This window comes from Ruegeria sp. D4 (assembly GCF_056534475.1).
In genome coordinates this window covers 35675-51621 of sequence record NZ_JBQFPJ010000027.1, presented here as the reverse complement: position 1 = coordinate 51621, position 15947 = coordinate 35675, and the positions used below count along the sequence as shown (strand labels likewise).

Here is a 15947-nt window from a genome sequence, read left to right as displayed (position 1 = left end):
TCGGTGATTGGTAGGCCCAACAGCACCGAGTTCGCAAACAGACAGCAAAACCCGATGGCGACGCAATCCTCCCACTTGCGGCCAAAGATCAGACGTGCGCCAAAAAGTCCGGCCGTAAAGCACAAAGCGGCGGCGGTATAGAAACTGACCAACAACCGGGGATCAAAGCTGGCGCTCAGGTCAAGGTGGGCAATTGCCAGAAACAGCAGGCAGGGGATGGCAAACCCTTGGGTGAACTTCATCAACCCGTCGATGTGGATTTCCTTGAAGTAACCCAATCGGGTCGACGCATAGCCTGCACCAATCACCAGAAAGACCGGCAGAATGACGTTGATCAGGCTTTGCAGCATTCTAGCGTCCCGCCTGCGAGATCGGGGATGGCCCGAAGGGCGATATCGCAGGCGCCGGTAACAGGGTTAGAGCGCCTGCCGGATCACCATGCCGTCAAAAGCAGGCGTAATGTGATCGGGGGTTTCCGTATCAACCGTTTCATAATCCAGATCGATATGCATGTTGGTCAGAATGGCGCGCTGTGGTTGCAGCTTTTTGATCCAGCCCAGGGTCTTTTCCAGGTGGGCATGTGTCGGATGCGGCGACCGGCGCAAGGCGTCGATAACAAGGCAATCCAGACCCAGCATGTCGGTCCATGCATCGTCGTAAATCTCTGCAACATCAGGTAGATAGGCCAGTTTTCCCAATCGAAACCCCAGCGAGTCGATCGAGCCGTGATTGACCTTGAACGGATGAAACGGGATCGGGCCGCCGGGGCCGTCCACCTCGAACGGGCCATCTATTGATTTGAGGTCCAGAATAGGCGGGTAAGGAGAGCCTTCGGGCTGAATGAACGCATACCCGAACCGGCCCAGCAGGGCGTTCTGCGTGTCGCCATCCGCCCATACCGGAACCCGGGTGCGCATGTTGAACACGATCATCCGCAAATCATCGATGCCGTGCACATGATCGGCGTGTGAATGGGTATAGACCACGCCATCCAGCCGCCCGGTTCCCGAATCTAGCAGTTGGCTGCGCATATCCGGCGAAGTATCGATAAGGACCGAAGTCGTACCCTCGGGGCCGTCCCGTTCGACCAGCATGGAACAGCGGCGGCGAACATTCTTGGGGTTTTCAGGGTCGCAATCACCCCAATGCCCGCCCAGCCGGGGCACACCACCCGACGATCCGCAGCCCAGGATGGTGCAGCGCAGTTCGGTCATGCAGCCGCCTGTGATGTCGCCGCCTTGGTGAACAGACGGTCAAAATTGGCCTGTGTGCGCGCCGCGAACTCGGTGTAGCCCATGCCGAAAACCTCGGCACCTTTGCGGGCGGTGTGGGCGGTATAGGCCGGTTCATTGCGCCTGCCCCTGTACGGCGGCGGAGCGAGATAGGGCGCATCGGTTTCGACCATAATACGGTCGACCGGAGCGCTGGCGAAAATGTCACGCAACTCCTGGCTTTTGGGAAATGCCGCGATGCCGGACATCGACAGATAGAACCCCAAATCCAGCGCCGCCTTGGCCAGTTCAGCGGACGAAGAAAAGCAATGCATCACGCAGGAATAGGGCGCATTGCGGTATTCCTCGGACAAGATCCGAGCCATGTCGTCATCTGCGGCGCGCGCGTGGATGATCAGGGGCAGATTGGTGCGCTGCGCGGCTTCGATATGAATACGCAGTGACTTCTTCTGAATCTCGGCGCTTTCGGCGGTGTAATGATAATCGAGCCCGGTTTCGCCGATGCCAACGAATTTCGGATGGCGCGAGAGGGCGACAAGTTGGTCGACACTTGCCAGGGGTTCGTCCGCCGCACTCATGGGGTGCGTTCCCGCAGCGTAAAACACCGGTGCGTGTGCTTCAGCAATCGCGCGCACGATGTGCTCGTTACGCAGCCGGGTACAGATCGTAACCATGCGGGTCACGCCTGCTTCGGCAGCGCGTGAAATGATTTCGTCAAGTTGCCCGTCGAAATCGGGGAAATCCAGATGGCAATGGCTGTCGGTGATCGTAGGGTGGGTGCTCATCTGCTCTGACCGGCGGTTTCCTGTATCTTGAACACCGTATCTAGGACCAGAGCGGCAGGGTCAAGGTTCACCGCCTGTCCATGACGTGCACGTGCCGTGATCACTGCCGCGGCTTCGGACCATTGCCGCGCCTGATGCGGTGATCCTGACAATCGCGACAGTGTTTGCGCCTCATTCGGGGCAGCTTCGGGACTTGGCGGTTCGCCTTTTGCGCCGGTCAGCGCCAGTCGGGACAGGGCCAAATCAATCAGGGTCAGCAACAGATCGAACCGGTCTGCCGCACCCCGTTGTGCGGCGGCTTCGGCCAAAGCAAGGGTGCGCTGCCGGTCAAGCCGGGGCAGTGTGCCCAGAATGCCGATCAGTTCGGCATAGATCTCCAGCCCGCCCAGATTGATCAGGCGGACCGCATCCCCGACCGACCCTGCGGACAGCGCCGCCAGATGGTCGGGTTGTGCCGGCAGTTCAGCCCCGGTCTGCGTCAGCGCCGCCTGCATGTCTTCGGGTCCCAACGGAGAAAGGCGCAATGTTCGGCATCGGGACCGGATCGTCGGCAGCAGCCGCGATGGCTGATGGGAAACCAGAAGCAACGTTGTCTGCGCCGGAGGCTCTTCCAGCATTTTCAGCAACGCGTTTGCCGCGCTGACATTCATTTCATCCGCCGAATCCACAATCACCACGCGCCGACCGCCATCCGCAGAGGACAGGCCAAAGAACCGACCGAGTTTGCGGATGTCGTCGACCACGATCTCATTGCGCAGCCGACCCTGATCGTTCAGCGACCGGGTGATTGTCGCAAGGCCGGGTTCCGCTCCGGCCAGCATGCGATGCGCGACAGGATGTTCGGGGTCGATATCCAGCGTTTCCGGGGCAGGGGGGGCGCCAAACAACCCGCCATCATCTGCTGGCGGTGATGCAAGCAAAAACCGGGCGATACGCCACGCCAGTGTTGCCTTACCAACCCCATGTGGACCAGTCAGCAACCAGCCATGGTGCAAACGATCAGAAGTATAGGCAGACAGAAAGGCCTGTTCAGCCTCGTCCTGACCAAAAAGGCGGGCTGTTTCACGCGGGTGCGGTGCACCGTGCGCCTGATCCGGTAAAGTGATGTCGTCGCTCATCGTTCGTCTATGGCAAGGCTTGCATGACGATTTCTGTCACATCCTGCGCGACACTGTCCATGTTTCGGTTACCATCCACGACGCGAAAACGGGTAGCATATTCATCCGCCAGCGCAAGAAAGCCCGCGCGCATCTGTTGTTGCAGGGCAGGGCCAAAATCTTCGAACCGCTCTTCGGTGCCCTGCCGCCCTTTGGCGCGAGACAGGCCGGTGTTGGGGTCCATGTCGATCAGCAGTGTCAGATCCGGCTCGCGCCCGATCATCAAGCTGTGCAATTGGTCTACCAGGCCCCGCAGATCGCCACGGGACAGGCCCTGATACATGCGCGTGCTGTCGGCAAAACGGTCGCAGATCACCACCTTTCCCGCAGCCAAGGCGGGTTCGATGGTGCGCTCAAGATGATCGCGCCGGGCTGCTGTGAACAGCAGGATTTCAGTTTCGGCCGACCATCGGTCGGGGTCCCCTTCAAGCACCAGTTTCCGGATTTCTTCCGCCCCGGCTGAGCCGCCGGGTTCGCGGGTCAGGACAACCTCATGACCAGCTTCGCGCAGGCGTTCTGCAAGCTTGCGCGCCTGAGTCGATTTGCCTGATCCGTCAATCCCTTCAAAAGTGACAAACAATCCGCGCCGCGTCACATTGCACCCAGCGGGCCGTTGATCACGTCCTTCAGAACAATTCCGCCCACTGTCATCATGCGAACCACAAAGCCACCGAGCGGCACGTTTTCGGATGCAACCAGCGGGCGGCGGATTTCCGGCAGACCTTCAGGTTTGATCACCAGTTCCGCCAGTTGCTGCCCCTTTGCGACGGGCGCATTGATCGGGCCGTCATAAACCACTTCGGCCTGCACGTCCTGATCGCCCAGAACCGGGAACAGCAGGGTCAGATCGCCCTCGGGGACCAATCCCACCGTCTTCTGTGCGCCCATCCACAATTTGGCTTCGGCTATCGGCGTTTCCGGGTTGGCAACCGTCCTCTCGACAAAACTTCGAAACGACCAGTTAACCACGGCCTCAGCCTCCTCTGCGCGGCGGGCCGTGCTGTCGAGGCCGGACAGAACAAAGATCACACGCCGATCACCCTGCTTGGCCGAACCGACCAGACCATAGCCCGCCTCCTGGGTGTGCCCGGTTTTCAACCCGTCCGCGCCAATATCCAGTTTCAGAAGCGGGTTGCGGTTGCGTGCATTCGAAGGTGCGCGGCCGTCGAATTCAAATTCCTCTTCGGCGAACAAAGGATAGTATTCCGGAAAATCGGCAATGAGGCGGTCCGCAAGAACGGCAAGGTCATGTACGGACATCATATGCCCGGCAGCGGGCCAGCCGTTGGAATTGGCGAAGTTCGACGTGTTCATGCCCATCTGCTTGGCGCGTTGGGTCATGTAGCGGGCAAATCCGGCTTCGGTTCCATCCGGGCTGAGCGCTTCGGCGATGACGACGCAAGCATCGTTGCCAGAAAGAACGATGATACCGCGCAGCAGATCTTCGACCCGCACGCGGTCCTGCGTATTCAGGAACATGGTCGAGCCGCCATAGCTCATCGCGTGTTCCGACACCGGCAGTTTTTCATCCAGTGTCAGGCGCCCGTCCCGCAGCGCCTCAAACGCAACATAGAGCGTCATCAGCTTGGACATCGATGCCGGTGGCAGCGGCAGGTCGGCTTCCTTGGAAAGCAAAACCGTGCCTGTCGTCTGGTCGATGACATAAGCGGCACGCGCGGTCGTATCATAGGCGCTTGCAGGCAGGGCCAGCACGGCAAGCCCAAGCGTTAAGACAGATGTTCGCAGAGAGGATAGCACGTAGGGGCCCTCCTTGATTCTAGTTGCTTGTGGTGAACGCGTCGGTGAACCCCAAGTCCCGGACATCGCCAAGCAGGGCTTTGCGTTCCGACCGGGTCATGGCAGGGCCAACCAGGACGCGCCAAACCGTGTTTTCAGCGGTTTTCAGTTCCCGAACTTCGGCTGCCATTCCGTTCCGCCGGATTTTTTCTGCCGCACTGTTGGCGTTCTTTTCAACGCTGTACGTGCCGATCTGGATGTAGGGTTTGGTCAAGGACGAAACCTTCGCAGTGCCGGTTGTCGCGGCCACCGGAGTAGGTTCCGCCGCATCAATCGCTGCTTCTGCACCGGCAATCGGATCCAGAGGCGTCTGTGTTATTTCGTCAGGATCTTTCTTTTGCCACCATTTTCGTTTGGCGGGCTTTTCAGTGGGTGCCTGCACCGGAGCGTCGGACAGTCCGGGGGTCGAAGCCGCCTGAACCGCTGCATCCGCAGTGCTTTCGGTGGCTTCGGCGGTAACGTCAGACCCGGTTTCGGCTGTTGCGACAGCCGCGGCTGCTCCGGCAGTGGCGGCTGCGGCAGGGGCCTTCTTTTGCCACCACTTCCGTTTTGCCGGTTTTTCGGATTGCGTTTCCGCGGTTTCCGAAACTTCCTTGGTTTCTTCCGAAGCCTCGGTCGCATCAGCGACAGCCTGATCCTCCGAAGCGGCCTCTGCCGGTGCCTCGTCCGTTTCCGCGGGCGCTTCTTCAACTGTTTCGCGCCGTAGCGCCACTACGTAGATGCTGGTAGGCGCGCCAGCCAGAAGGCCAAGTTTTTCAGCGGCCGCCGATGAAACCTGCAGGGCTGGGCCCGGCAAATCGCGCTCGCGGCGAAACAGGGCGCCTGTCACTGACCTATTATTGGATTTGTTCTTGATTACAACGCGTTCAGGTTGTGCAGCGTCTGGATGTGCGACCCATATTCCGCCCAGTGACGGACGACCATCCCAAAGACCCGCTTCGGTCACTTCAAAGACATCCGGGGCTTCGACATCGCGTTGCGAGCCGCTTGCAACCTGCGGTAGCAATTCGACTTTCCCATCGTTATCCGATGCGCTTGTGTCCCCATCCGGCGAAGCGCCGGAATTTAACAACGCCTCGTCACAGCCGGACAGTAACCCCAAAGTCACAGCCAGAACCGCAAATCCCAGCGGTTTTGCGCGTGTCCCAGTCGCTCGATTCATCGCGTATTCCCTTGCCTGAAGGGGCTTGGTTCGCCGTGCCCCGACGCCGATCTGCCAGTTCTGTTTTGCTGGCATTATTTGGTCTTTCCAGCAGATCATAACCCGCGCGTGATGCCATGGAAAGACCACTGCTTGGGCTTCGGCAAGATTTCCCTCTTTTGACTTGCCACCGTTTCAACTTGGCCTTAGACCCTGCTTTCGACGGGGAGGTGGCAGAGTGGTCGAATGCGGCGGTCTTGAAAACCGTTGGGCGTGAGAGCGTCCCCAGGGTTCGAATCCCTGTCTCCCCGCCACTCATACCTGTCTCACTTCAGTTGTGTTTTCTGACCCGGAATTGTGCCGCAATTCCCGCGCGTTGGCGCATGCGCTTTCAATCAGAGACGGAGCAGATCGTACCCTCAGAGCGCAATTTCGACCGCAGTCTCAGTGCCGCATTTTGGCGGGATCGCTTTGGGCCAGATTTCCCTGATAAACGGCAATTTACAGGGAATTTGTGCAAACCGGGACTGATTTCCGTCATTTCAGATGTCACAACTCTATTTTTTCCAATGGCTTATGATGCAAATTCCCTAAAAGGTGGAACAGGGAATTTTTTTTGTGGGAACAGGGAATTGTTCCGCTGGATCAGGGAGGGCGAACCCTGCATCAGGGAAGCATGACTGGAGATATCAGAAGCCGAACAGGAGTTCCTGTTCGGACCAATCAAGTGGGTGGGTCACGCTGACCAGACGCTTGAGTGTGAGTTCGGGCGGCTGTGTGCCGTCGAGAATCGCAGCCTGAATCTTCGGGGAGAGAAAGGCGAGTTGGGCGCGGGTGCGGATGAAGGCGCCGGGGAGGTTTTCGCGGCGTGCGATCTCCATCAGTTGAACTCCGGCTTTCAGATCACGGGCCCAGCCATGGGCGCGGATTAACATGGACCGGAGATGCGGATCGGGTTGGGGTGCCATGTCTCCGGCAATGACCCTGGCCTCGACGCCGCGGCGGCGCAGTTCGAAGGGGGCGGTGATGTGTGTGAGATCCGGGTGCAGTTGGTCGGCAGCGATGCCAAGCGCGCTTGCCAGGGTTTTGCGGTTCAATTCGAGGTTAATTTGTCCTCGCGCAATGCTGCCGCTAGCCAGAATGTCAGCACCGACCTGACCGCCTTGGCCTTGAAGCCGGGTTACAAGATCCGCAACTGAAGTCTGAACTGCCTCGGCTGACCGGGCCTCCGGCTGCGCCAGTACCTGGTGCGCTGCGGCGGCGTCTTGCAGATGTCTGGCGATGACATCAATGACCGCGTTTTCCAGCGCAGGGCCGGGCAGTCGCCAGCCCGAGATATCCTTGCCGCCAGAGATCAGTCTGTTGGAGATATAGTAGCGCAACCGTCGGCCTGTGCGCGTGGTGTGGGTTGGCGTCAACCGATCACCTGTTTCGTCCTGCAGCAGACCAGTGAGCCAGGCGCCGGGGTCATTGGAGTGTTGGCGCGTATCGGGCGTAAGGTTTGCACGGGATCGCTGTGACGCTTCGCGCATTTTCTCCTGTACCCGGTCCCAGATGTCTTTGTCGATGATCGCCGTATGTTGTCCGTCCCAGATCTTATCTTTGTGGCGGATTTTGCCGAGATAGACCGGGTTGCGAAGCAGGTAATAGATTTGGCCGCGTGACAGCGGACAATCCCCTTTTATGCTGCCATCCGCCCGAACAGCCCGTTTTGATCGCAGGTCTTCTGCTTTTGCTCGTTCTTCTGCTTTGCGCAAGCAACCCAGCTCGTCATAAAGCCCAAAGAGATGCCGGACCGTTCTGGCTTCATCTTCATTCACCACCAGCGTTCTTGCTTTTGGATCGGGGTGGCGGTCATAGCCCAGAGGCAGGTTGCCACCCATCCAAAGCCCCTTCTTCTTCGACGCCGCGATTTTGTCGCGAATACGTTCAGCGGTGACTTCCCGTTCAAACTGAGCAAAAGACAACAGCACATTGAGAGTCAGTCGCCCCATGGAAGATGAGGTATTGAAGGCCTGCGTGACGGACACAAAGGAACAGTTTGCCTGTTCCAGCCGTTCGACCAGCTTGGAGAAGTCGGCAAGCGACCGGGTCAGCCGGTCAATCTTGTAAACCACCACCATGTCAATACGCCCGGCATCGATCTCTTCAAGAAGGCGCTGCAGGGCAGGGCGTTCGAGTGTGCCGCCGGACAGCCCGCCATCATCGTAGCGCCCGGGTAGTAGGGTCCAGCCTTCGTGTCGCTGGCTGGCGACATAGGCTGCGCAGGCCTCATATTGCGCGTCCAGCGAATTAAAGTCCTGATCCAGACCATCTTCTGAGGACTTGCGCGTGTAGATCGCGCACCGGATTCTGCTTCGCGGGCTCATATTGCCACCTTTACGTTGAGTCCGAAGAAGCGCGGTCCCGACCAATGCGCGCCGGTAATCTCCCGAGCGATGGCTGAGAGCGAACGGTAAGATCGTCCCTTCCACACAAATCCGTCCCCTGTCACATCGACCACATGGGTTACGCCATTCCACTCGCGCAGCAGGCGCCCGCCGGGTTTTAGGGCAGGGCATGTAGGCCGGGGCTTCTTCTCAGGGCCCTTTTCCAGCGTGGCTTTAACCTGCCGGGGTAGCCCGCCATGACGGCGGGACTGCATCTCAAAGGCGACTAGACGGCGCAAGAAGGGTTGGCTGAGCATGGCGGGGGCGGGCTGATCAAACAGCTGCTGCCAAAGCGTGACCAGATCCGATCGACCCATGGCGGCGAGATCGGCGACATCGCTCGTCTTGGTCATGACGCTTCTCCAGTTCCCGCCGCCAGATGATATGTGGATGCTCCATTTGGTTTGTCGGATGTCCGCCGTTCAATCGTCGCGCCTTTCTTCCGTAACCCACTCAATGCCGCTCGGACCGAATGAGGCTGCCATCCCGTTGCTTTGCAGAGCGCCTCAAGGCTGGCGCCACTCGGGCGACGCAACAAGGCTTGCACTTTGTCAATTTTGGTTTGTTTGGATTTGGACATGTATCGTCTCCTCTGATCCGGGGCTGGCGGAATGCCGAGCCCTGGTACTGAGGAGCGCCCGAATGGCTCGGGCGTGGGTTCAGTGATGCGTGGTTCACAGCAACAGTCCAGCTCTTTCTTGGGCAATCCGAAGAGGGGCGTGTTATGCCGGGCGTTGCTGCTGTACCCCCGATTATTCGTCAACAATCTTAATTGGTTACTTTTTGCTTGGGGGTTGCAATTGCAAAAGCCCGCGCATAGATTCTAGCCAGCCCTGCAAGGGACAAGGTCCCACGGGGAGGTGAATACATCTCCCAGGCAGCATTCGGCGCCGCATTTTTTGAAGCGGATAAGACCGAGAGCATTCGAAGGGGCAACGAACCGGATCGATTGGTCCGGAGAGTTGCTATTCGTGCTCTCTCCGAATTCCCAACACGATCCTTTCTTGTCGACGCTAACGAGCGTCAAACGAAAGGAGGCGGCTATGTCTGCCAAAAAAACGCACAGCGACGCCAAGGCGTCCAACACGCCGATCTGGATGGCGAACAAAGTCGTCCAATCTCAAATCAGCCAGATCAAGCCCTACGCCAACAACAACCGCGTGCACGCGGCCAAGAATATCGACAAGCTCAAAGCGTCGGTGGCCCAGTTTGGCTTTGTCACCCCGATCCTTGTGGATGCCGCGGGCTCCATCATCGCGGGTCATGGCCGCTATGAGGCCGCCAAGGCCCTGGGGTTGATGTCCGTTCCGACGGTTGTCGCGGGTCACCTGTCAGATGCAGAAGTTCGAGCTCTGCGCATTGCGGATAACAAGCTGGCGGAATTGTCCGACTGGAACGAAGCGGCGCTGCAGATCGAGTTTGCCGAGCTGATGGATCTCAGCCTTGATGGCGAGCTGGATTTTGATCTGGGTATCACCGGGTTCGAAACAGCGGAAATCGACATCATCATCGATGGCGCGGATGAGGTCGCAAAGACTGAAGCAGAATCTGTTGAGACGCCGAACCCTGCGGCACCTGTAGTCACGGAGCCGGGCGACCTTTGGGTTCTTGGAGATCACCGCATCTTCTGTGGGGATGCCCTGCAAACCCAGAGCTACGACACCTTGCTGAAAGGCGAGACCCCACAGATGGTCTTCACCGATCCGCCTTACAACGTGCCGGTCAATGGGCATGTCCGTTGCGGCACCGGCGGCGATCATCGCGAATTTGCCATGGCGTCGGGAGAAATGTCGGACAGCGAGTTCCGTGGCTTTCTTTCAGAGGTGATCAGTCGGTTGTTTGACTGTCTGCCGGATGGGGGCATCGCAATGATCTGCATGGACTGGCGTCACATTGAAGAACTGATTGCGTCCGGCAAGGCAGGTGGCTTTGATCTCATCAATCTCTGCGTCTGGAACAAGACCAATGGTGGGATGGGCAGCCTTTATCGGTCCAAGCAAGAGCTGGTTTGCATCTTCAAGAAGCCCGGTGCGCCGCACATCAACAACGTCGAGCTGGGCAAACACGGGCGCAACCGGACCAATGTCTGGGATTATGCCGGTGTGAACAGCTTTGGGGCAGGGCGTGAAGCGGATCTCGCTGATCATCCCACGGTGAAGCCAACGGCCCTGGTCGCGGATGCTATCATGGATGTGAGCCACCGCGGCGAAGTCGTGCTGGACTCCTTTGGCGGGTCCGGCGCGACCTTGCTGGCCGCTGAGAAAACCGGACGCCGGGCGCGGCTTATTGAGTTCGACCCTGTTTACGTCGACGTCGCCATCCGTCGTTGGCAGGAGATGACCGGTGAGAGCGCCGTGCATTCGGTGACAGGCCAGACGTTCGATGCGCATTCTGCGGCAACCGATGCCACCTCAGAGCTGGAGGCGGGTCATGTCTGACGATACGAAAGACTACGAAGTGGGCTACGGCAAACCGCCTAAAGCAACCCAATTCAAGAAAGGCCGATCCGGCAATCCGAAAGGGCGGCCGAAAGGTGCCAAAGGGGTGAATGCCAGCTTGAAACGTGAATTGGAAACCAAGGTTACGGTTCGCGAAGGCAGCCACGAAATCCGGATTTCCAAGGCGGAGGCAATTGCCAAGCGGCTCACGGCAGGCGCGTTGAAGGGCGACACGAAATTGTTGATGGCGCTGCTGAAGCTGGACGCAGATCTGTTCAATACAAGTGACATGGACGCGCAAGAAAGCATCCGTGCGGCTGAGCCGGACGCTGTCGACTACGACATCCTCCGGGATTTCTTTTCCAGTCACCCGGATGGTGACGGCGGTCCTGAAGATGAGGAGGCCAATGATGTCAGCTCCTGATCCCAAAATGGTCCGGCAGGTCGCTCGCGAGGTTTGCCGGGACAATTTCTTTCCCTTCGTGTGGCGCGTGTTTGACACGCTGCACCAGGGAACTGACCGCAGCTTTGATCCGGCCTGGCATGTGCGGGCCATGTGCCATGAGTTGGACAACGTTCGCGTCGGCGAGAACAAGCGATTGATCATCAACATTCCGCCCCGGTGCCTGAAATCGGTCACCGTGGCCGTTGCATATGTCGCCTATCTTCTGGGGCATAACCCCAGTGCCAAGATCATCGTTGCCAGCTATGGGCTGGATCTGGCGCGCAAGCATTCCGAAGATTGTCGTCGGATCATGTCTGCGCGCTGGTACCGGGAAATGTTCCCTGAAACGGTCTTGGCTAAAAAGGGCAACACCTCAGAAGAAATCCGCACCACAAAGGGAGGCAGCCGTAAGGCTGTCTCCATCGGAAGTTCTGTGACTGGACATGGCGCTGACTACATCATCATCGATGACCTGCTGAAAGCTGGAGATGCGGGCTCCGAAGCTGAACTGGTCAAGGCACAGGAGTTCATTGAGGGGACCTTGCTGTCGCGTTTTGACAACCCGTCCGAAGGGTGTGTGGTTATGGTTGCACAACGGTTGCACGAGATGGATCCGCCGGGTTATCTGCTTGAACGTGGGACCTATCGGCACCTGAATCTGCCTGCCATCGCCGAAGAACATGAGAAGGTGCCTCTCGGGCGTGGAAGGGTCATGTGCCGCAAACCGGGTGATCTCCTGTGCCCGTCCCGTTTGGATCAGGACACGCTGGATACCAAGCGTCGTGAAATGGGCGCAGCTGTGTTCAATTGCCAGTATCAGCAGAACCCGATTGCGCCGGACGGATCGCCGCTGCGCTGGGAGTGGTTCGGCACCTATGAGATCGTCGAAGATCGTCGCTGGTTCCAACTGGTTGTTCAAAGCTGGGATACGGGGATGTCTGCGGACCCCCGGTCCGACTTCTCGGTCTGTACGACCTGGGGGTTCCGAGAAAATGCGTGGTACCTTATCGACGTCTGGCGTGGGCAGGTGGACTACCCAGACCTGAAAGCCAAAGCACTGCAGCTTGTCGGTCGCTGGGATCCGGATCGTGTTCTGATCGAAGATGCCGCTTCTGGCAAACCGCTTCTGGACGAACTGTTTCGTGATGACCGTCGGCGCTATGAACGCATCAGACCTGACAAGGACAAGGAAACCCGGTTCCAGTCCGCGTGCGGTCCGGTCGAAGAGGGCAAGGTGCATCTGCCTGCAGATGCGCCTTGGCTGGCAGCGTTCAAACGGGAGCTTCAGTCCTTTCCACGCGGGCGCAACGACGATCAGGTCGACAGCTTTGCCCATTTTCTGAACTGGTCCAAGGGACCGGGCTTCTACCGGGCATTGGGCCGGGACCACCGGATCAACATCGAACGTCGGGAGCGCAATCGAGAGAGGGTCAGACGGCGGTAGAACCTCAGCGTCAAGCTTGAAAACTCGTTGAATATTGCTGGGAGGGCCGATGTCGGACCAATCCTGAGAGCGGCCCCAATGACCGCTCGCAACCACAAACCAGTCTCATCGCCAATGCCGTCGGATGACTGCTTCGAGCCCAAAGTTACCAGGTGCTGCAGTCCGCGCTAAGGACGGCAATGCGCAGAAAGCAGACTTTGCAAAGTCTCGCCACAGCATCAAAACGGACGCTTATCGCTGTCTCGGATGTTGCGGGATAGAGTCCCAAAAGCGGTTATTGATCTTTTGTACCGCCTACCCAAGCCGCCTTCGCGTTTGGATCGCAGAGCAACAGCGTCATCTCAACTTGTCGGATTCTAAGCTAGACAGGCTCGATTTCTCTGTTGCCCTCCACCGCATCAAGACTTGTATCGTGGGTACTCGAAGTCCATATACACAAGGCTTACGTTTTTCTTTTTCGACCTGCTGTCTCCTCAATTCGGCGTTCAGTCTTTCGATTCAGACCGACCACGCCGAGTCGCCGCAATAATGCGGGCGGCAAGTATTAGGAGACTTCCACCATGGCAAATGGCACAGTAAAATGGTTCAACTCGACCAAAGGTTTTGGCTTTATCGAACCTGAAGATGGCAAGCGCGATGTGTTCGTGCATATCTCAGCACTTGAGCGTTCCGGCATCAGCGAATTGAAGGACGGCCAGAAGGTCACTTTTGACGTCGAAGCTGGCCGTGACGGGCGCGACAGCGCCGCCAATCTGGCACTGGCCTGACCTTTTACGGGCACCCTTATGGGGTGCCCGTTTGCACAATGGGCTGCTAAAAGCCCTTGGAGAACAAGTCAGTTGCAACAGCAGGAATTGACCCGGGCGCTCGCGCAATACCGTGTGCCCGATACGAAGCGTAGCGTTATTGAACTGACAATCACTGTCATCCCCTTTTTCGCGCTATGGGGCGCAGCGTGGTTTGCGCTATCCCTTAGTATCTGGGTCACTGTTCTATTGGCCATCCTGAACGCCGCATTTCTGGTGCGTATCTTCATCATCATGCATGATTGTGGTCACGGATCCTTCTTTAGAAACCGTACCGTTTGCAATTGGACAGGCCGGGTTTTGGGTGTCCTTGCGCTGACACCTTATGACGTTTGGCGGCAAAGCCATGCGATCCACCACGCCTCAACCGGTAACCTTGATCGGCGTGGTATGGGTGACATCCCTACATTGACCACTGAAGAATACCTGAAGCGGAAGTGGTTCGGGCGTGCCGCTTATCGTCTGACCCGGAATCCCATCTTCCTGTTCGGTGTTGCGCCGGTCTATACGTTCTTCCTTCAAAACCGCTTACCTCTTGGTTTCATGCGGTCGGGCTGGCTGTATTGGGCAAGTGCGATGGGAACAAACGTCGCGATTGCAGGGTTATTGGCTCTGGTTTTTTGGGCCGGAGGCATTGAGGTTTTGGCGTATGTTTTCCTGCCAACCATGATTGTCGCATCATCGATTGGAATTTGGCTTTTCTACATTCAACACCAGTTTGAACACACGACCTGGGAGCGGGAAGAAGGGTGGAATCTTCAGAACGCCGCATTCTATGGAAGTTCTCACTATGCCCTGCCTGGCATCCTGCGTTGGTTTTCTGCCAATATCGGCGTACACCATGTTCACCACCTTGCCAGCCGCATACCTTTTTATCGGCTAGACGAAGTTTTGCGTGACCATTCTGAGTTGGAAAATTGCCAGCGTATTACTTTATTTGAGAGCCTTCATTGCGCACGATTGCATCTTTGGGACGAAAAAAGTCAGCGCCTGCTGACATTTTCCGAGGCTTTGTCAAACGCCAATCCCAACAAGAGTTTAGTGTAATCTGGCGCGCACCAAAAAGGCGTCGACAGTATCACCGCCGAGGGCGCGAATGGCCTCTAGTCGGTGAAGGCCTTCAATCAGCACGAACCTCTTGTTGTCCGAGCGTATCTGGATCGGGGTCTTCTGGCCGTTCTTCAGAATATCTTCGGCCAGCGTCAGAACTTTTTGTTGATCAAGCGTTTTCGCCCGTTTCGCAGGAACATAGATCAGGTCGAGCGGATATGGTCTTTTTTCCAACATTAGCTACGTGGGCAACCTTTCGTGCATTTGTTCCGGTTCAGAGCTCGCTTCCAAAGCGGGGGCTGGAACGTACGTCATAGAACCGAGCGAACAGCGTCGCGCAGTTCCTGATGCATAATCCAAGTTGCTGGCTCATCGTCACTTTCGATGTGAGAAAATGCCAGGACCTGAGCGGCGCCATCATTCTGTACCGATCCGGCTTCGGGTAGGTCCAGTTCCAGATATTCTGCGATCAATAGTCCGATTTTCTTGAAAACCTTGATGGAGGCCTCGCGTGATTTGTAACCGGCTGCCTGAGACAAGTGACCAATGGTCAGACCTTCCCTACCTGCGATAGTAAGTGCTTTGAGCATTGTGACCTGCGCAGGGGTGAGCCTGATCTGGCGCAATGCCTCTGCATATTCTCTTGCACTGGGAACGAGCGTGCCGGAGTTTCCTTCCAAACGTCGTTGACCGCTACGTTTCCTGTCTCGTTCTTCGAGAATTTCTTTTAAGGCTTCAATGGCCAATGCTGGTGTTTCGCCAACTGCATCGGCAATCATTGCCTGCGTTTTAGCCGGTGGCTTGGGAAATGCGCGCGCAACGCAGTTACCACTCAGAATGCCGGCCTTAATCAAGTACTTGCCAAACTGTTCCTCAATCACACCGGCTACGTCAGCGTTCCGCGACTTACGAACACTGCGTTCCTGAAATGCTCTTTGTTCTAGGTCGCGAATTGCCGATTTTGGGTGTCGGAGGCTAACCTGAGGGGTGCTTTTACGCATCAGAGAAACACCACCACAATTATGGCCGCAACAATCACCGCCGATGCGACAAACATCTTTATGCTGTAGGACCAGCGTTGCGCCTTTTCGGCTTTGAGTATTTTACCCAGGTTTTCGTCAATCGAGTTATGGTTCACGGATTCGTCCTTCCGGATATGTCAGGAGGTATTGGTTCCCACCAACCTATTGTCGCGGCACATTTTCGGTGCACTTATCGTTCTG

The 15947-nt window shown here is 57.4% G+C and carries 18 protein-coding genes and 1 tRNA gene; 6 read left to right on the top strand and 13 right to left on the bottom strand.

All coding sequences use genetic code 11. From position 1 onward, the window contains the following. The 7 genes from ACR0MI_RS22645 to ACR0MI_RS22615 all read right to left on the bottom strand — a co-directional run. Nucleotides 1-350: AEC family transporter (locus ACR0MI_RS22645; protein ID WP_480855651.1), on the bottom strand; the 350-nt coding region annotated here is incomplete at its 3' end. A gap of 66 nt (nucleotides 351-416) precedes the next feature. Then, nucleotides 417-1214, bottom strand: a complete 798-nt coding sequence (locus tag ACR0MI_RS22640) for an MBL fold metallo-hydrolase (protein WP_170615417.1) — start codon at nucleotides 1212-1214, stop codon at nucleotides 417-419. Next, entirely contained in the window at nucleotides 1211-2017 is an 807-nt protein-coding gene (locus ACR0MI_RS22635; protein WP_170615419.1) for a TatD family hydrolase, read from the bottom strand. Before ACR0MI_RS22635 ends, ACR0MI_RS22640 begins: the two co-directional genes overlap by 4 nt. Next, on the bottom strand, nucleotides 2014-3135 hold the full coding sequence (locus tag ACR0MI_RS22630; protein WP_170615421.1) for a DNA polymerase III subunit delta': 1122 nt from the start codon (nucleotides 3133-3135) through the stop codon (nucleotides 2014-2016). Before ACR0MI_RS22630 ends, ACR0MI_RS22635 begins: the two co-directional genes overlap by 4 nt. Nucleotides 3136-3142: 7 nt before the next feature. After that, on the bottom strand, nucleotides 3143-3769 hold the full coding sequence (gene tmk / locus ACR0MI_RS22625) for a dTMP kinase (RefSeq protein ID WP_170615423.1): 627 nt from the start codon (nucleotides 3767-3769) through the stop codon (nucleotides 3143-3145). After that, nucleotides 3766-4932, bottom strand: a complete 1167-nt coding sequence (locus ACR0MI_RS22620) for a D-alanyl-D-alanine carboxypeptidase family protein (protein WP_480855648.1) — start codon at nucleotides 4930-4932, stop codon at nucleotides 3766-3768. The genes tmk and ACR0MI_RS22620 overlap by 4 nt, the downstream gene beginning before the upstream one ends. Before the next feature lie 19 nt (nucleotides 4933-4951). Next, nucleotides 4952-6208: an SPOR domain-containing protein gene (locus ACR0MI_RS22615; protein ID WP_480855646.1), complete on the bottom strand. Its 1257-nt coding sequence runs from the start codon at nucleotides 6206-6208 to the stop codon at nucleotides 4952-4954. A gap of 128 nt (nucleotides 6209-6336) precedes the next feature. Here ACR0MI_RS22615 and ACR0MI_RS22610 point away from each other — a divergent pair. Further along, nucleotides 6337-6426: transfer RNA gene (locus ACR0MI_RS22610), tRNA-Ser, on the top strand. 375 nt (nucleotides 6427-6801) lie between these two features. Here ACR0MI_RS22610 and ACR0MI_RS22605 read toward each other — a convergent pair. The 3 genes from ACR0MI_RS22605 to ACR0MI_RS22595 are packed head-to-tail and all read right to left on the bottom strand — an operon-like array spanning nucleotide 6802 to nucleotide 9121. Then, nucleotides 6802-8481 carry a recombinase family protein gene (locus tag ACR0MI_RS22605; RefSeq protein WP_480855644.1) on the bottom strand — a complete coding sequence of 560 codons (1680 nt, stop codon included), beginning with the start codon at nucleotides 8479-8481 and terminating at the stop codon, nucleotides 6802-6804. After that, complete coding sequence (locus ACR0MI_RS22600; RefSeq protein WP_170817054.1) at nucleotides 8478-8894, bottom strand: DUF2924 domain-containing protein; 417 nt, start codon at nucleotides 8892-8894, stop codon at nucleotides 8478-8480. The genes ACR0MI_RS22605 and ACR0MI_RS22600 overlap by 4 nt, the downstream gene beginning before the upstream one ends. Next, entirely contained in the window at nucleotides 8891-9121 is a 231-nt protein-coding gene (locus ACR0MI_RS22595) for a DUF3489 domain-containing protein (protein ID WP_170817053.1), read from the bottom strand. The genes ACR0MI_RS22600 and ACR0MI_RS22595 overlap by 4 nt, the downstream gene beginning before the upstream one ends. A gap of 463 nt (nucleotides 9122-9584) precedes the next feature. Here ACR0MI_RS22595 and ACR0MI_RS22590 point away from each other — a divergent pair, with 463 nt between their 5' ends. The 5 genes from ACR0MI_RS22590 to ACR0MI_RS22570 all read left to right on the top strand — a co-directional run bounded on the left by ACR0MI_RS22590 (nucleotide 9585) and on the right by ACR0MI_RS22570 (nucleotide 14721). Next, entirely contained in the window at nucleotides 9585-10979 is a 1395-nt protein-coding gene (locus tag ACR0MI_RS22590) for a site-specific DNA-methyltransferase (RefSeq protein ID WP_480441336.1), read from the top strand. Continuing rightward, nucleotides 10972-11403: a DUF5681 domain-containing protein gene (locus ACR0MI_RS22585; RefSeq protein ID WP_170817052.1), complete on the top strand. Its 432-nt coding sequence runs from the start codon at nucleotides 10972-10974 to the stop codon at nucleotides 11401-11403. The genes ACR0MI_RS22590 and ACR0MI_RS22585 overlap by 8 nt, the downstream gene beginning before the upstream one ends. Next, nucleotides 11390-12868, top strand: a complete 1479-nt coding sequence (gene terL / locus ACR0MI_RS22580; RefSeq protein ID WP_170817051.1) for a phage terminase large subunit — start codon at nucleotides 11390-11392, stop codon at nucleotides 12866-12868. Before ACR0MI_RS22585 ends, terL begins: the two co-directional genes overlap by 14 nt. A 560-nt stretch (nucleotides 12869-13428) precedes the next feature. Next, the gene (locus ACR0MI_RS22575) at nucleotides 13429-13635 is read left to right on the top strand and encodes a cold-shock protein (protein WP_170430361.1); all 207 of its coding nucleotides are present in this window, start codon (nucleotides 13429-13431) and stop codon (nucleotides 13633-13635) included. A gap of 72 nt (nucleotides 13636-13707) precedes the next feature. Beyond that, on the top strand, nucleotides 13708-14721 hold the full coding sequence (locus ACR0MI_RS22570) for a fatty acid desaturase (protein WP_480855641.1): 1014 nt from the start codon (nucleotides 13708-13710) through the stop codon (nucleotides 14719-14721). Here the strand turns inward: ACR0MI_RS22570 and ACR0MI_RS22565 are convergent. From ACR0MI_RS22565 to ACR0MI_RS22555, 3 genes are all read right to left on the bottom strand, one after another. Then, nucleotides 14713-14961, bottom strand: coding sequence for a ParB N-terminal domain-containing protein (locus ACR0MI_RS22565; protein WP_170613977.1), 249 nt, complete (start codon nucleotides 14959-14961; stop codon nucleotides 14713-14715). The two genes, ACR0MI_RS22570 and ACR0MI_RS22565, sit on opposite strands and share 9 nt — an antisense overlap. A gap of 74 nt (nucleotides 14962-15035) precedes the next feature. Further along, nucleotides 15036-15725 carry a hypothetical protein gene (locus tag ACR0MI_RS22560; protein ID WP_170613978.1) on the bottom strand — a complete coding sequence of 230 codons (690 nt, stop codon included), beginning with the start codon at nucleotides 15723-15725 and terminating at the stop codon, nucleotides 15036-15038. Then, nucleotides 15725-15862 (bottom strand): hypothetical protein, encoded by a 138-nt coding sequence (locus ACR0MI_RS22555; RefSeq protein ID WP_170613979.1) that lies wholly within the window; start codon nucleotides 15860-15862, stop codon nucleotides 15725-15727. The genes ACR0MI_RS22560 and ACR0MI_RS22555 overlap by 1 nt, the downstream gene beginning before the upstream one ends. Nucleotides 15863-15947: the final 85 nt, after the last annotated feature.

Excerpts from the sequence above, each read along its gene's own strand:
- ACR0MI_RS22575 (WP_170430361.1), top strand. The coding sequence starts at position 13,429 with ATGGCAAATGGCACAGTAAAATGGTTCAACTCGACCAAAGGTTTTGGC.
- terL (WP_170817051.1), top strand. The coding sequence starts at position 11,390 with ATGTCAGCTCCTGATCCCAAAATGGTCCGGCAGGTCGCTCGCGAGGTT.
- ACR0MI_RS22605 (WP_480855644.1), bottom strand. The coding sequence starts at position 8,481 with ATGAGCCCGCGAAGCAGAATCCGGTGCGCGATCTACACGCGCAAGTCC.
- ACR0MI_RS22595 (WP_170817053.1), bottom strand. The coding sequence starts at position 9,121 with ATGTCCAAATCCAAACAAACCAAAATTGACAAAGTGCAAGCCTTGTTG.
- ACR0MI_RS22585 (WP_170817052.1), top strand. The coding sequence starts at position 10,972 with ATGTCTGACGATACGAAAGACTACGAAGTGGGCTACGGCAAACCGCCT.
- ACR0MI_RS22615 (WP_480855646.1), bottom strand. The coding sequence starts at position 6,208 with ATGCCAGCAAAACAGAACTGGCAGATCGGCGTCGGGGCACGGCGAACC.
- ACR0MI_RS22590 (WP_480441336.1), top strand. The coding sequence starts at position 9,585 with ATGTCTGCCAAAAAAACGCACAGCGACGCCAAGGCGTCCAACACGCCG.
- ACR0MI_RS22560 (WP_170613978.1), bottom strand. The coding sequence starts at position 15,725 with ATGCGTAAAAGCACCCCTCAGGTTAGCCTCCGACACCCAAAATCGGCA.
- ACR0MI_RS22565 (WP_170613977.1), bottom strand. The coding sequence starts at position 14,961 with ATGTTGGAAAAAAGACCATATCCGCTCGACCTGATCTATGTTCCTGCG.
- ACR0MI_RS22600 (WP_170817054.1), bottom strand. The coding sequence starts at position 8,894 with ATGACCAAGACGAGCGATGTCGCCGATCTCGCCGCCATGGGTCGATCG.
- ACR0MI_RS22635 (WP_170615419.1), bottom strand. The coding sequence starts at position 2,017 with ATGAGCACCCACCCTACGATCACCGACAGCCATTGCCATCTGGATTTC.
- ACR0MI_RS22630 (WP_170615421.1), bottom strand. The coding sequence starts at position 3,135 with ATGAGCGACGACATCACTTTACCGGATCAGGCGCACGGTGCACCGCAC.
- ACR0MI_RS22640 (WP_170615417.1), bottom strand. The coding sequence starts at position 1,214 with ATGACCGAACTGCGCTGCACCATCCTGGGCTGCGGATCGTCGGGTGGT.